Origin of the sequence: uncultured Thiodictyon sp. (genome assembly GCA_903837595.1) — a bacterium.
In the GTDB taxonomy this organism is placed as follows: Bacteria; Pseudomonadota; Gammaproteobacteria; order Chromatiales; family Chromatiaceae; genus Thiodictyon.
In genome coordinates, this window is record CAILVI010000573.1 from 13937 (window position 1) to 28021 (window position 14085).

Annotated in this window: 8 protein-coding genes; 5 read left to right on the forward strand and 3 right to left on the reverse strand. The window is 68.7% G+C overall.

What is annotated here, in order from left to right:
• Window positions 1-160: 160 nt before the first annotated feature.
• The 3 genes from QZY44_RS35130 to QZY44_RS35140 all read right to left on the reverse strand — a co-directional run bounded on the left by QZY44_RS35130 (window position 161) and on the right by QZY44_RS35140 (window position 7743).
• Window positions 161-4309, reverse strand: a complete 4149-nt coding sequence (locus QZY44_RS35130; protein ID WP_295458994.1) for a DEAD/DEAH box helicase — start codon at window positions 4307-4309, stop codon at window positions 161-163.
• Window positions 4302-6101, reverse strand: coding sequence for a hypothetical protein (locus QZY44_RS35135; protein WP_295458997.1), 1800 nt, complete (start codon window positions 6099-6101; stop codon window positions 4302-4304). Before QZY44_RS35135 ends, QZY44_RS35130 begins: the two co-directional genes overlap by 8 nt.
• A 106-nt stretch (window positions 6102-6207) precedes the next feature.
• Window positions 6208-7743: a hypothetical protein gene (locus QZY44_RS35140; protein ID WP_295459000.1), complete on the reverse strand. Its 1536-nt coding sequence runs from the start codon at window positions 7741-7743 to the stop codon at window positions 6208-6210.
• A gap of 526 nt (window positions 7744-8269) precedes the next feature.
• Between QZY44_RS35140 and QZY44_RS35145 the strand changes: the two genes are divergently transcribed.
• The 5 genes from QZY44_RS35145 (at window position 8270) to QZY44_RS35165 (ending at window position 13752) form a co-directional block, all read left to right on the forward strand.
• Complete coding sequence (locus QZY44_RS35145) at window positions 8270-9634, forward strand: ribonucleotide-diphosphate reductase subunit beta (protein ID WP_295459003.1); 1365 nt, start codon at window positions 8270-8272, stop codon at window positions 9632-9634.
• A gap of 21 nt (window positions 9635-9655) precedes the next feature.
• Window positions 9656-11326, forward strand: a complete 1671-nt coding sequence (locus tag QZY44_RS35150; protein ID WP_295459005.1) for an N-6 DNA methylase — start codon at window positions 9656-9658, stop codon at window positions 11324-11326.
• Window positions 11319-12197, forward strand: coding sequence for a hypothetical protein (locus QZY44_RS35155; protein WP_295459010.1), 879 nt, complete (start codon window positions 11319-11321; stop codon window positions 12195-12197). The genes QZY44_RS35150 and QZY44_RS35155 overlap by 8 nt, the downstream gene beginning before the upstream one ends.
• A 120-nt stretch (window positions 12198-12317) precedes the next feature.
• The gene (locus QZY44_RS35160; protein WP_295459013.1) at window positions 12318-13358 is read left to right on the forward strand and encodes a hypothetical protein; all 1041 of its coding nucleotides are present in this window, start codon (window positions 12318-12320) and stop codon (window positions 13356-13358) included.
• 217 nt (window positions 13359-13575) lie between these two features.
• Window positions 13576-13752 carry a hypothetical protein gene (locus tag QZY44_RS35165; protein WP_295459016.1) on the forward strand — a complete coding sequence of 59 codons (177 nt, stop codon included), beginning with the start codon at window positions 13576-13578 and terminating at the stop codon, window positions 13750-13752.
• Window positions 13753-14085: the final 333 nt, after the last annotated feature.

Below are 14085 nucleotides of genomic sequence, written 5' to 3' on the forward strand. Positions count from 1 at the left end.
TGGCCGCGATCATAACGCCGGCCGCGGGCCTCGCGGGGCGCAGAGCGCCCAACACAGGCGTGACACCGCTGGAGCGGTGTCACGAGGGAGTTGGAAGGCGATTGCCCCGGTGGACTTCGCGCGCTGCCGTGGCCTCGTCGCGGCTGAAGCCGCTCCCACATCACACCGGGCCATCCGCCCCCCGCACCAACGCCAGCATGTCCGCATAACTCAACCGCCCGCCGTCTCCGGTGCCTTCGAGCAGGCCGTCGGCCAGGTCGCGCTTGGTGGCATGGAGCTTGAGTATCTGCTCCTCAATGGTGTCCTTGGCCACCAGACGATAGACGGTCACCGGGCGCTCCTGACCGATGCGGTGCGCGCGGTCCGATGCCTGGTCCTCGACCGCCGGGTTCCACCAGGGGTCCATGTGGATGACATAGTCGGCGGCCGTCAGGTTCAGCCCAACCCCGCCGGCGCGCAGGCTGATCAGGAACAGGTCGCCCTCCCCCGCTTGGAAGGCGGCGACGGCGGCGCGGCGCTGGGTCTCGGGGGTGGAGCCATCCAGATATTGATAGCGGATGCCGCGGGCGTCCAGGTGCGCGCGAATCAGCCGCAGGTGATCGACGAACTGGCTGAACACCAATGCCTTGTGCCGGTTCTCCAGCAACTCCTCGACGATCTCGGCAAAGGTGTCCAGCTTCGCGCTGGGCAGCTCGCTGCCGGGCAGGGCCAGTTGCGGATGGCAGCAGGCGCGGCGCAGACGCATGATCTCGGCCAGCAGTTGCATCCGCTGCTGGCCGGGGTTGGTCTCCGGGTTCTCGGCGAGCCGCGCCAGGGCCTGCAGGCGCACGGCCTCATAGAGTGCCTGCTCGCCCTCGCTCAGCTCGATCTGCAAGGTGATCTCGGTGCGCGGCGGCAGTTCACTCAGGACCTCGCTTTTCAACCGGCGCAGGATGAAGGGGCGCAGCAATTGGCGCAGCCGCGCCCGGGCGCCCTGGTCCCTGTTCAGCTCGATCGGGTTGGCGAAGCGCCGGTTGAAGGCCTCAAGTGACCCGAGGAGCCCCGGGTTGATGAACTGGAACAGGTTCCAGATCTCGCCCAGGTGGTTCTCGATCGGGGTGCCGGTGGCGATCATCCGGAAGCCGGCGGAGAGCCGCATGATGGCCTGGGAGCGCTTGGTCAGGGCGTTCTTGAAGGCCTGGGCCTCGTCGGCGACGATGGTCTCCCACTGCACCCCCGCCAGGCGCTCGGCCTCGGTCTGCAAGAGCCCGTAGCTGCACACAATGAGGTCAAAGGGACCGGCATCTTTCAGCACCGCGGCACGATCCCCGGGACCGAAGCGCTGGGGCCGCAGCGTCGGGGCAAAGCGTCGCGCCTCCTCGATCCAGTTGGCGCAGACCGACATCGGCGCCAGCACCAGGGTCGGGCCTTGGGGCGCGCGCGACAGGATGAGCGCCAGGGCCTGGACGGTCTTACCCAGGCCCATGTCGTCGGCCAGACAGGCCCCGGCGCCCCAGAAGGCAAGCCGGGAGAGCCAACGGTAACCCTCCGCCTGGTAGTCGCGCAGTTCCGCCTGGAGGGTCGAGGGCAGCACCGGCTCCAGGTCGCGCATAGCTGCCAGGCGCCCCAGCAGGGCCTTCCAGACGGGCGCCTTTTCCAACTCCATGCCGTCGACCAGCTCGGCGATGACCGGGGCCGCCAAGGGGTGAAAACGCCCGGCGTCGGTGAGGCCGCGCAGGCCGTCGAGCCGTCGCCGCAGGGCGTTGCTCAGGACCAGAAAATCATCCTCGCCCAGCCGCACGAAGCGGCCGCGCGACGCCGCCGCCAGCTCCAACAGCTCGCGCATGATGAGCACCCGGCCGTCGGAAAGCCTAAGCCTGCCATCGACGGCGAGCCAATCCCCCTGCTTCTTCACCGCGACCCGCATCTGGCCTACCTGCGCCTCGGCGCTCAACGCGATGCGCTTGCCCTGCGGCCAATCCAACACCACCGAATCACCCAGCGCATGGACCTGCTCCAACGCGCTCAGGGCCTGCTCCGGGTCGTCCAGGTGCCAGCTCCAGCCGTCGCTGCCGGCCAGCTCCGGGCAGCGCGTCGGCACCGCCTCGGCGGCGGTCAGTTCAGCCTTCAGGTCGCGGGTGCAGCGCACGGCCCGGCCGGCACGCTCGGTGAACAGGGTCGCGCCGCCCTGCCCCGGGCGTAGCTCGGGGCCATCCTCGCCGAAGGGGTGCACATGCAGTTCCAGACTCAGGCCGCCGTCGGCGAGGCTCAGGTGCAGGTGCGGGCGGGGGTCGGCGGGGACCGTCTCGGCATTGCCGGCACCGCCGCCGATATCCGAATGGACCGTCAGCATGGGTGCCACCGCGGTCAGTCCTTCCAGCAACCGCTCCTCGCCACCCTTGGGGACGAGTAGCCCGGCAGGACCCAGGATGCGGGCAATCTGCCGATGCCGGGCGTCGAACTCGACCAACCGGATGCGCAGCGGCGTCTCCTCCACCGGCAGGATCGCGCGGTCCTCGGGCGGGAAGGGCTCGATGCTGACCCGGATATCCTTGCGTTGCCGCACCGCGGCCAGGGTCGGGCCGCTGTGGAGCAATGCCACCGCGCCCTCGGTCGAGAGGCGGAACACCAGCGGGTGGCCAACGGCCGCCAGCAGGGCGCGGTCCTGGTCCATCCGATAGAGGGTCCGCTCGGCCCCGTGGTACCAACTCTGCTCGCGCTCCTTGACGATACAGGCGAGAATCGCCCGGTCCTGCGGGGTCAGGTAGGGAAAGCTATCGGTCTCCTCGGCCAGCTTTGCCAACGACACCGGACGGCCCATGCTCCAGCCGCCGCGCTTCATGCGCTTCTGCTCCCGGGGCTCCAGCGTCGCCAGCCCCGCGTAAAGGGTGAACAACCAGGCCATGCGCTGGTCTGACCCCGCCGCGGCATCGGCGCCGGCTTCCAGTGCGGCCGGCTGGTCGCCGAGCCCCTTGAGGGCCTCCAGCGCAAGCTCCCAGGCCGGCTTGGGCGTCAGCAGTCCGGTCATCAAAACCAGGCCGGTGGGCGGCTCCCCAAGCGTTGGCAGTTCGCCCTGGAAACCGCCGGCGCGCAGCACGGCCACGGCCTCATGCGCATACCAGTCGAATCCGGCCGCGACCGCGGTGCGGGCGCAGGCCGCGAGCGCCTGCTGCGCCTCCGCCGCCAGGTGCCGCTCGAGCCAGTGCGCCGCCAGGGCCTGAAACAGCAGCGCAAAGGCACCCCGCGCGCCCAGGTCGCGGCGCAGCCAGGCGCTCTCCTCCAGCCGACGCTGTCCGGCCAGCACCGCGGCCAAGTCGCCGAGCACCCGGTAAGCGTGTGCGACCGGGTCGGAGACACTGGCGCGCAGGCACAGGGCCACCTGCTTCTGAACCAGGTCGAAGTCGGCCCGCGCGCCCCGTTGCAGCAATGCCATCAGGTACAGCACACCGGGGATACCCGGGGTATAGAGGTTGCGCTTGCGGGTCAGCTTGCGGGTGACGAGCTCCGCGGCCTCGAAGCATTCGATGGCCTGGGCATAGCCACCTTGCAGGACGCGCCGCCAGCCATTCAGCGTCAGCGCCGCAGGGTCGCCACATCCGGCCAGCAGGGCTGGCACATCAGTCACACGTCCGCGCAGCAACCGCTGCTCGGCCAGGAACTCGGCGGCATCCGGATGGGCGGCGGCCAAGGGTGTGAGCAGACGCTCGGCCAGCGCGTAGGTGCTCGGATCGGCCACCAGGTCCAGCGTCCACTCGCGCAGGAGCGGGCACAGCGCCAGAATCTGGAGCCGGGGCGGGAGAGCCGCCAGCCATACCGAATCCGCCGGACGCAGGCAGACCCGGGCCAGCAGGCCCACCTGGGCATAGCGGACCTGGCTCACCGGGACGCCGCCGCCAACCCCGAGCAGTTCCAGTACCCTCCTCTCCTGCCCGCCATAGAGCGCCAGGCGCAACAGCCGCAGGCGCCGACCCTCGCCGGGTTGCTCCCAACTATGGATCGTCTTGGCCGAGACGACGGACTCCGCCGCTTTGGTGATCGCCGGGAAGGTCCCGTCGGCCACGCTCTCGCGGGTCAGCGGTTCGAGGAGATCCGGGTGACAGGTCAGGGTGTTCTGGCGCTGCTCGATGAGTCCGTCGGCGAGCAACCGCTCACGCAAGGTTTTGGCCATCAGCCGGCTCAAGGGGGCGCCAGCCTCATCGCGCCAGCCCAGGGCGTCCAGGACCAATTGCAGGAGGGTCTGAGCAATCGGCTCACAGACCACCGACAGCACGCGCAGGATGCGCCGCTCGTCGGTGTTCAAGGCCGCGTAGCGTGCTTGCAGATCAGCCACGGGCGGTCTCCGGCAGCACCAGGCCGAGCTTGGCGAGCCCCTTACGGAAGGCCGTCAGTTTGGGTTCGGGCACGCAGAGCAACCGCTCGCCGGCACGGGCACAATGGGGGGCGGTGACCGGGTCAGACGACAGCAGCGCCGCGGTGGCCGGATCGCGGCACTGGATCAGGCGGGCGGGGCCCGCGTCGACCAGGGCGGTGGCGCGCTCCCCGACAGTATCGAGCAGTTGGCGGACCGCTGCCGGCAGGGCCGCATCCGCGGCTGACTCGATGAAGTCCCTGATCCGAGCGCGCTCGTCGGCCTGCGCACTGTGGTTCAGCACGGCATCCGGGTCCAGGCGCCACAGCGCACCCGACACTGGCTTGGCAATCCGCTCCAGCAGCAGCCGTTCATTGGGCTGCGGCTCACGCAGCAGGGTCATCGCCAGATCCGCGCCAATCGCCAGCAGCGGCAAACGTACCTCCTGCACCGGCCGGTAGTCGGTAACCAGACCCAGGCAAAAGGCGCCGAGCGGATTGATGCGCAGATATTGCAACCCATCGTAGCGACTTAGGAAGCGGAATTCATCGGTGCCCCAGGCGTCGCTATAGTCATATCTTGCGTAATAGGGCAATGTGTAGGCGACATCGATCATGCCGAGTGTGGCCAGATACTCGAACAGATAGACCAGGCAATAGCGCGCCTCAAGGATCTCGAACCCCCCATTATTCCCCAGGCTGCCATATTGGGGATCGCAGAGATACAGGCCCCACGGGTTGTAGGTCACTTCGAAGTGATGCCCGCGCAATTTCATCTGTCGGAAAAACTCCTCGATGTCGATCCAACAGCCCGCGGGACAGTCGCGTAGCGCCGCGGCGATCACCTGGCGGCGTTCAACCACCGCGCTGAGGCGCGCACCCTTGGCGGTCTGACCCTTGATCAGCTCGATGCGGCGCAGCTCGTCCGGGGCCCCCTTTCGCTGCCAACGCTCAAATAGCTGGGCGACGGTCTCCTCGATGGGCCACGACAGCGCCTTATTCCCCCGGGCGGTCAGGGTGAGTTTGCTCCCCTCTTGCTTCGCCAGCCCCGCGGCCTGGAGCAGCAGCGGCCAGGCGAAGGGGCGGATCGGGTGGATGGGCCCGCCGGCCCAGCGCTCGGCGCCCTGATCATCGTCCGCACCATACCAATCGCCGCCGAGCATAACCGACTCGAGCCGCACCACCGTGGCGCTGCCCGGCAGCCCGGTCTTGGCCCCGACCGTGATGCCGCCCTGCCCGATGGCGCGCAGCACCGCCGGCAGGTCGTGGCGCACCACGGCCTCGGTGGTGACGCGCCGCAGCGGTTCGGCCGCGTCCGCGACCTTGAGCGTCGCGGGCAGTTGCGCATCGGTCAGGGTGGCGATGGGCCGCTCCGCCGGGCATGGGGCGAGCGCGGCCAGCCGCGGGCGCAGGTCCTCGGGAACCTCGCCGTGATAGAAGAACAGCGGCAGGACACTGGGCGGGACGGGATCACGACCATAAGCAGTCGACGACCAGGAGTGCGACTTAAAGTGGCTCGGGAGCGCGCCATACTTGGCCTCAAAGCGGACCGCATCGAAGGCGCCGTCCCAGCAATGGACCGCCTCGGCGATGGCCTTGACCTCCAACTCGGACAGCCGCTCCCAGACGACGCGCAGATCGCCGGACAACAGGTAACGCGCGAGCACCGCGACCATGTCCGCCTTGCGCGTGCCGCGGTCGGCGATCGGGGTCAACTTGCGCAGTTGTTTCAGGTCATTCGCCGTCAGGATATCGAGGGCTTCAAGCAGGTTCATTGCGGATTCGGCTGGATAGTCTAGGGAGCGGGGAGATCGGGATGGGCGTCGCGGCCGCTGGGTCGCCTGGCGCCGGAATCCTTGGTGTTGCGATCGGTTGTCTGCCTCAAGCGGGAAACCGGTCGATCAGCACCCCATGCCGCAACCCCCGGTCGCTGACCGTGAGGCGCTCCTGCCTGAGTTTGTCGAGCAGGGTCAACACGATCAAGGCGCCGGCCAGGATGATGTCGGCGCGCCCCGGTTGCATGCCCGGGATGGCGCCGCGGCCGCCCCCGTCTAGTCCGGCATAGAGTGCGATCTGGCGCTCGATCTCGGCGCGGGTGAGGATGGCCCCTTGGATGCGATCTGGGTCATAGTCGGTCATGCCGAGGCTCACCGATGCCAGGTTGGTGACGGCCCCGCCCAGGCCGACCAAGGCGTCCGGCGGTGTCACCGAATCGAGCCGGGCCAGTTCAAGGGCGATGCCGGCCAGGGCCTTATCCAATGCCTCGCGACCCACCGGGACACCCAGCCCGAACTGCTCGGTAACGCGCACCGCGCCCAGGTCCAGGCTGAAGCGCTCCAGCACAATACCGGCCCGCCCGACGGTCACCTGGGTACTGCCGCCGCCGGTGTCGAAGACCGTCACCGCGCCATCCGGCAGGCCGACCCCGGTCTGCACCGCCAGATAGGCGAGCCGCGCCTCCTGCGCGCCCTCGATCACCTCGATCGCCACCCCGCATTGAGCCTGGACAGCGGCGATGAAGGCCTCGCTGTTCTTGGCCGTGCGCAGACCCATGGTACCCACTGCAATGATCTGCGCCACCCCGGCCGCCCGCGCCTGAGCGGCCATCGCGCACACGGTGGCGATGGTCCGGTCCCAGGCGGCGGGGGCGATCATGCCGGTTTCACGCAGACCGTCGCCCAGGCGGGTGGCCTGGGCGCCATCCTGCACGCGCTGCCAACGGCCGGCGGTGTCGCGCTCGCCGATGTAGAACTTGACCGAATTGGTGCCAAGGTCGATGACGGCGACCCGCAGCCGGTCGACGCCCGGGCGGGACGCCCCGGCTCCCAGTGCGGTGAGTCCCCGAGGGTAGCTCTGGTTGGGCACCCCGGCGAATCCGAGTCGGCGCACCAGCGCGAGCACCGCCGCCGCGTCCTCGGACTCCACGGCCAGGGTCTGCACCTGCCGGCCCCCGGCCGTTACGCGGGTCAGCTCGGTTATGCACCCGTCCACCAGGTAGCGGGCGCGCTCTTTGTGCACGGCGAGTACGTGCAGCCGCGGTTCGGGTGCGATGACCTCGCGGGTCAACTCATTGAGGCTGTAGACGTCGCGCGCCAGGGTCGGCACGGGCAGCCCGAGGGCCGCGAAGACCTGCCCCAGGGTCGCCACCGGCAGCGGGAAACCGGCCTTGAGAACCGGGCGCCATTGCTCCAGAGCGTCCCCATCGGTCTGCTCCAGCGCCTTGATATCCATCAGGTCATCGCGGACCTTGACGTTCGCATCATTGGCGCTGGATAGGAAATAGACCTCATCGCTCAACTGAACCGGAGGCGGGTTCCTGGACTGATCAGGCGCGGCGAGGGCGGCGAGCCGGGCGCCGGGGGCGCTCAAGTCCTCGCCGAAGGTCCTCCATTCCCAACGGGGAGTGATAGTGCTCATGGTTGGCTCACAGTTCCTATTCGATAGGGGGGCGGCGGGGAGTCCACCGCCGCGATGGGCATCCACCGGGAACGCGCCGATGGCCACCACCGGATGCATCTTAACCGGCCGATCATCACCCGCAACAACGACCCGGTCAACCTCGTCGCGGCCTGGGCAAGCCCTGAAGCATCACCCTGTTGCCGGCTGACATCGGGCGGCGTCGACGCCGATGGGCGCTGGCGTTGGCCGTTGCCGGGTGGGTTTGCCCTGACCAGGGATGGCAACGGGACGTCCTGGCAGTGGACCCACGATCCTGACCGCACTCGCCCAGCGCAGTGGCAGTCGGGCGCTGATCGCCGAAGCCCGGCCCCGCACCACGACATACAGGGCCTTCGCGACCCTGTAGGCACTAGATGTTGTAATCCGCCCTGGACATCTGCGCACCTTCGCCTAGAATGTCGGCAATACGGCAGACGCCCCGCGCCGCACCCACCGCGGCCCGCGCCGACCCTGCAACGACCGCCAACACCGAGGACCCGCCGCCATGCTCAACTGGGATGATCCGCTCGCCGTGACCCGGCCCGCCGCACACAGCGGGAGCACCGCATCCTTGAGCGGCGCGCCCCAGCCCACACAATCGCATCAGACACCCACCCGCTGGAGCGCCCACGACACCAGCGCCCATGTGCGCCCGGGTCGCGGCGTGGTAGAGAACGAAACCCTGATGACCACCGCGGGCAGCGCCCCCGTGGTCGACCCCAACCCCTTTCCGTTGCAGGAGGAGCTGCCCTTCGAGGACACCCTGTTGAGCGGCCTGGACACGCGCCCGGCGCCGACCGAGGCCGAGCCCGCGGGCGGGGCCTCCGGGCTCGAGTCGCTGGAGATGGGCGCCGGCCGGGTGCGGGTGGACGACAAGCGCATCATCAACTGCCGTGCCGATCTGAACCAACTCGTGCCCTTCAAGTACGACTGGGCCTGGCAGAAATATCTGGACGCCTGCGCGAACCACTGGATGCCGCAGGAAATCAACATGAACGCGGACATCGCCCTGTGGAAGGACCCCAACGGACTCACGGACGACGAGCGCACCATCATCAAGCGCAACCTGGGCTTCTTCTCCACTGCCGACTCCTTGGTGGCAAACAACCTGGTGCTCGCCGTCTACCGGCACATTACCAATCCCGAGTGCCGCCAGTACCTGTTGCGCCAGTCCTTCGAGGAGGCTGTCCATACCCACGCCTATCAATATGTGGTGGAGAGCCTGGGCCTGGATGAGGGCGAGATCTTCAACATGTACCGCGAGGTCCCGGCCGTGGCGCGCAAGGCGGAATGGGCACTGCCCTTCACCCGCTATCTGGCGGACCCCCACTTTCATACCGGCACCCGGGAGAACGACCAGAAGCTGCTGCGCGAGCTGGTGGCCTTCTATGTGATCTTTGAGGGGATCTATTTCTATGTCGGCTTCGTGCAGGTCCTCTCGATGGGCCGGCGCAATAAGATGACCGGCACCGCCGAGCAGTTCCAGTACATCCTGCGCGACGAGTCCATGCACATGAATTTCGGCATCGACGTCATCAATCAGATCAAGATCGAGAACCCGCACCTGTGGACCGAGACCTTCAAGCAGGAGCTGATCGACATGATTCGCGAGGCGGTGCAGTTGGAGGCGCAATACGCCTACGACACCATGCCGCGCGGCGTGCTGGGGCTCAATGCCGCACTGTTTGAGGAGTATCTGCAATTCATCGCCAACCGGCGCTGTGCCCAGATCGGGCTCACGGAGCAATACCCGGGCGCGACCAATCCGTTCCCCTGGATGTCGGAGGTGCTGGATCTGAAGAAGGAAAAGAACTTCTTCGAGACCCGGGTGACCGAGTACCAGACCGGCGGGGCGCTCAATTGGGATTGAGCCCGGATAAGGAGCGACGCCATGGCCGCAGACCCAGCCGCACCGCCACCGCACGACGGAGCGCAACGCAAGGCGCGCGGGGCCTATTTCACCCCGACGGATGTCGCCCGGTTCATCGCCGTCTGGGCCATCCGTGGCGTCGCCGACCGGGTGCTGGAACCCTCCTGCGGCGAGGCCGCCTTTCTCACCGAGGCGGCGGCGCGGCTGCGCGAACTGGGTCTGGACGATGCCGGCTGGCCGACGGCCCTGCACGGACACGAGATCCACGGTGAAACCGCGGCGGTAGCGCGGCAACTGCTAGCCGAGCTGGGGGCCGCGGCCACCATCGCCGAGGGCGATTTCTTCGTCCGGGAGGCGCGGCCCGAGTTCGACGCGGTGATCGGCAACCCACCCTATGTCCGCTATCAGCACTTCAGCGGGGAGGCCCGCGCCCACGCACTCGCCGCGGCGCTGCGCCAAGGGGTGCGGCTCAGCGGGCTGGCCAGCTCCTGGGCCGCCTTCGTGGTGCATGCCGGCGCCTTCCTGAAACCGGAGGGGCGCCTGGGCCTGGTGCTGCCGGCCGAGCTGCTGTCCGTCAAATACGCGACCGAGATCCGCCACTTCCTGCTGCGGCGCTTCGCCCGGGTCCGGCTCGTACTGTTCGACCACCTGGTCTTCCCGGGGGTGCTGGAGGACGTGGTCCTGCTGCTCGCCCAGGGGTCCGGCGGGACCGATCATTTCGAGGTCTACCAGGCCGCCCGGCCACAGGACCTGATGCAGTCGCTGGCGCAGGACTGGACCGGCTTCCACCCCCGCCCCGACACCAAGTGGACCTCGGCCCTGTTGCCGGCCGAGGTGCTGGCGCTCTATGCCGCGGTGAGCGAGGGCGACGGCTTTGAGCCCATGACCCGGTGGGGCGGGAGCTTCCTGGGCTCGGTGACCGGCAACAACGGCTTCTTTGCACTCTCACCGGCGCGCGCCGCGGCCCTGCGGCTGCCCGCCCACGAGCTGCTCGCCATCTCACCGCCGGGCGGCCGGCACCTGATGGGCCTGCAATTCGACCGCGCGGACTGGGAGCGGCTGGGTCAGGCCGGGGCCGCCACCCTGCTCTTTGCCCCCGGCGAGACCCCGACCGCAGCGGCGCGGCGCTATATCGCCCAGGGCAAGCGCGAGGGCGTGGGCGCCGCCTACAAGTGTCGGGTGCGCAGCCCCTGGTGGCGCGTGCCACTGGTGGACCGACCGGACCTCTTCTGCACCTATATGAACCATCGGCGACCGCGCCTGCTCGCCAACCAGGCCGATGCACTGGTCCTGAACTCCATCTACGGGGTGCGGCTCACGCAGGCGCGCCGCGACCTGGGGCGCCGGCTGCTGCCGCTGGCGGCGCTCAACAGCCTGTCCCTGCTCGGTGCCGAGATCGGCGGGCGGGTCTACGCGGGCGGCATGCTCAAGCACGAGCCGCGCGAGATCGACGCCCTGCCGGTCCCCTCCGCCGCCCTGGTGGCAGAACTGGCCGCGGAACTGGAGGCGCTGTACCCCGAGGTCGCGCGACTCCTGGGCCAGGGGGATGAGACCCGCGCCACCGCGCGCGTCGACGACCTGATCCTGCGCCACGGACTGGGGCTCGCCCGCGAGGCGCTCGACACCCTGCGGGCGGCCCGCGAGTACCTGCTGGACCGCCGTCTGACTCGGGGGCGCGGCACCCATGGCTGAGATCGACGACGCGCTGGCCGTGGCCCTGGCCACCCTGCCCCCCAAGCCCGGTGACGAGGCCCCCCAAGCGGCCAAGAAACGTTACAGCGAACTCGTCTCCCAGCAGGTGGCGCTCGCTCTGGGGACCGAACTGCGGCGGCGCGGGCTCAAAGAGGCGCGGCCCGGCTCCGGCGCCGAGGCCGGCGCGGGTGCCGAACGGCGCATGGCCGGCGGCCTGGGGGCGAAAAAGGTGGACGTGACCTGGGCCACCGAGGAGTCCGGCCTGCTGCTGGGGATTTCGGTCAAGACCATCAACTTCCGGGACAGCAAGACCCGCAACTTCCAGAAGAACCTGGTCAACCGGCGCGGCGACATGCTGATGGAGGCGGTGACCCTGCATCGGCGCTTCCCCTATGCGGTGCTCGCCGGGCTTTTCTTCCTGGACAGCGAAGCGGCCAACGACGGCACCGACAAGCGCCGCTCCACCTTCCTCAACGCCCACGCCCGGCTGCAACTGTTCACCGGCCGCAACGACCCGGCGGACCGCGAGGAGCAATTCGAGCGTTTTTACCTGATCCTGCTGGACTCGGCCCAAACTGGACCACGCCCCGAAACGGCGCCGCCCCCGCCGCCAGCCCCCCCCACCCCCTCAGGGCAAACCGCTGATCTGTTTGCGCCAGAGCCCATGGTAGTGGGGTGCACTCCTACCCCCACCCCCCTCGTGGGGGAGGGTTGGGGTGGGGGGTCTGCACCCCTACTGCGCCCCTTTCAGGTCGGCGCGCCGGACCGTGAACTGGCGCTGGTGGACATACTCGACGACCTGCTCGCCCTGGTGGCACAGCGCAATCCCGACTTCTACGAGCTGCGCGATGGACGGTTGATTCCGGCTTGAGCACCCGCCGTCGTCGTCCTGGCCGGGACGCCAGGACCCAGGCCAGGGACGGTACCCCGCCGGCTGAGGCATCACCTCGGGGGCGTTGATAGCGGTCAAATTGCCTGTCTGATCTGATTGGTGAACGAGATGAAGGGCAGCATACTGAAGCTTGACCTGGACGACCAGGGGCCAATGCCCCCGCAGCCGTCGGCCCAGCACTTGGTAAAGGCGGCCTGCGAACCCCAGCCGTTATGCGTAGCCCCGCCGCCGCAGTTCGACGACGATCCCTGGGAGGAACCCCCGGAGTACCTCACCGACTGCCCGTGCGGATGGGAAGAAGACGACCGCTGGGTACCGGATCACGCTCTGGAGCCACTACCGCTAACAGGCCCCTCGCGCACGGACCCAGACCGCCGGCCGGTGGCCGCTCTCTATATCGACGCCGACAACCAATCGGCCCAGTCCGCCGCCGACCTGATCGCACTGTTCCGCGAAGACCTGGGGATACAGCAACTGCGCGCCGTCATCGCCGGCAACAACAGCGGCCGTCAGATCCAACTCTGGGCCGATGAGCTCGCCGCTGCCGCGCCCGGCATTGAGGCCATCGCGCTCGATTGCCCCAGCCGCAAGAACGCCGCGGACCTGGCCCTGATCATGGAACTGGGCGCCAACCTGGCGGGTCACCGGCGCGACGGCGACCTGGTCGTGGTGGTCTCCCGGGACGACCTCCTAGTGGGCGCCGCCGAGCGCGCCAAATCCCAGGGCTGCCGCGCCTTGGCCGCCTATGTCGACAGCGATCCACCCTGCTGCCGCAGCAGCCGGGTCGCGACCCTGCTCTTGCCGACCCCCGCCAAGACCCGCGCCCCACTGCCAGCGCCCCGACGGTTGATCAGCACGCTGCCCAGCCTGGCCCGCCAACCGGCCACGCCAGCCCCGGCAGGCCCGAGCGCCGCGCCACCGGCGCAACACCCCGCAGGCGACCCAGCTACGATCCTGACCAGACTGCGCGAACTCTGCAAACCACTGCCCACCGGCGGTTACCGCGCCACCGATGTTGGCCAGGCGCTCCAGAAGCTCGGGCTCGACGAAAAGGCCAGGCGCCGTTTCCTCGCCACCGCCGCCGGCATACGGACCGAAGGAGCCGCCACCGACAAGGTCTATCGATTCGAAATCGACTGACCCCGGACGCTGGTTCCCAAGTGAGACGCCTGACACCGCAGCAAGAGTTCATGCGGCATGTGCATTCGGATGCCTGAGCTGGTGAACCCCCTTCTAGCTCCCACGCTCCTGCGTGGGAGCAAGTGCGGGCGCTCCGCGTCCAGTGCCAAGACCGGACGCAGAGCGCCCGCACGGCATTCCCACGCTGGAGCGTGGGAACGAGAAAGGCTTCAACCCCATGGCCGAAGGCTTCAACCCCATGGCCGAAGGCTCCCACTCCATGGCCGAAGGCTTCCACCCGATGGCCGAAAGCTTCCACCCCGTGACGGACGGCGGCTATTGCGTGGCTGAAGGCTTCAACCCCGGGGCCAAAGGCTTCAGCCCCGGGGCCGAAGCTCTTGGCCAAAGCGCTTAAGAATATGTTTTATAATGCGTTCCGGCAATTGTCCGGGGCTGAACGCGCTGGCCCTGGGCTGAACGCGCTGGCCTCGGGGTTCAACGCGCTGGCCCCGGGGCTGAACGTGCTGACTCCGGGGCCGTCCCCCGCCGCCTCATGGCCGATCGCTGCTGCCCCGTGGCCGCTCATCGCCTTTACGAGGCTACCCGCTCCTCCCGCGTGGCAGGGCCTTTCAGCCCAGGGAGAAACAGCGCGACGCCTCAGAGGCGGCATTCTGGCCACGGGAGGCTGTCCAGTTGCCACAGAGCGGGATTTTCGCGTGCACCCGGCTCTAGTCGCAACCGCGCACTG

Bases quoted from the DNA above. Each gene is read 5' to 3' on its own strand.
- QZY44_RS35165 (WP_295459016.1), top strand. From the start codon at position 13,576: ATGGCCGAAGGCTTCAACCCCATGGCCGAAGGCTCCCACTCCATGGCC.
- QZY44_RS35150 (WP_295459005.1), top strand. From the start codon at position 9,656: ATGGCCGCAGACCCAGCCGCACCGCCACCGCACGACGGAGCGCAACGC.
- QZY44_RS35155 (WP_295459010.1), top strand. From the start codon at position 11,319: ATGGCTGAGATCGACGACGCGCTGGCCGTGGCCCTGGCCACCCTGCCC.
- QZY44_RS35140 (WP_295459000.1), bottom strand. From the start codon at position 7,743: ATGAGCACTATCACTCCCCGTTGGGAATGGAGGACCTTCGGCGAGGAC.
- QZY44_RS35135 (WP_295458997.1), bottom strand. From the start codon at position 6,101: ATGAACCTGCTTGAAGCCCTCGATATCCTGACGGCGAATGACCTGAAA.
- QZY44_RS35145 (WP_295459003.1), top strand. From the start codon at position 8,270: ATGCTCAACTGGGATGATCCGCTCGCCGTGACCCGGCCCGCCGCACAC.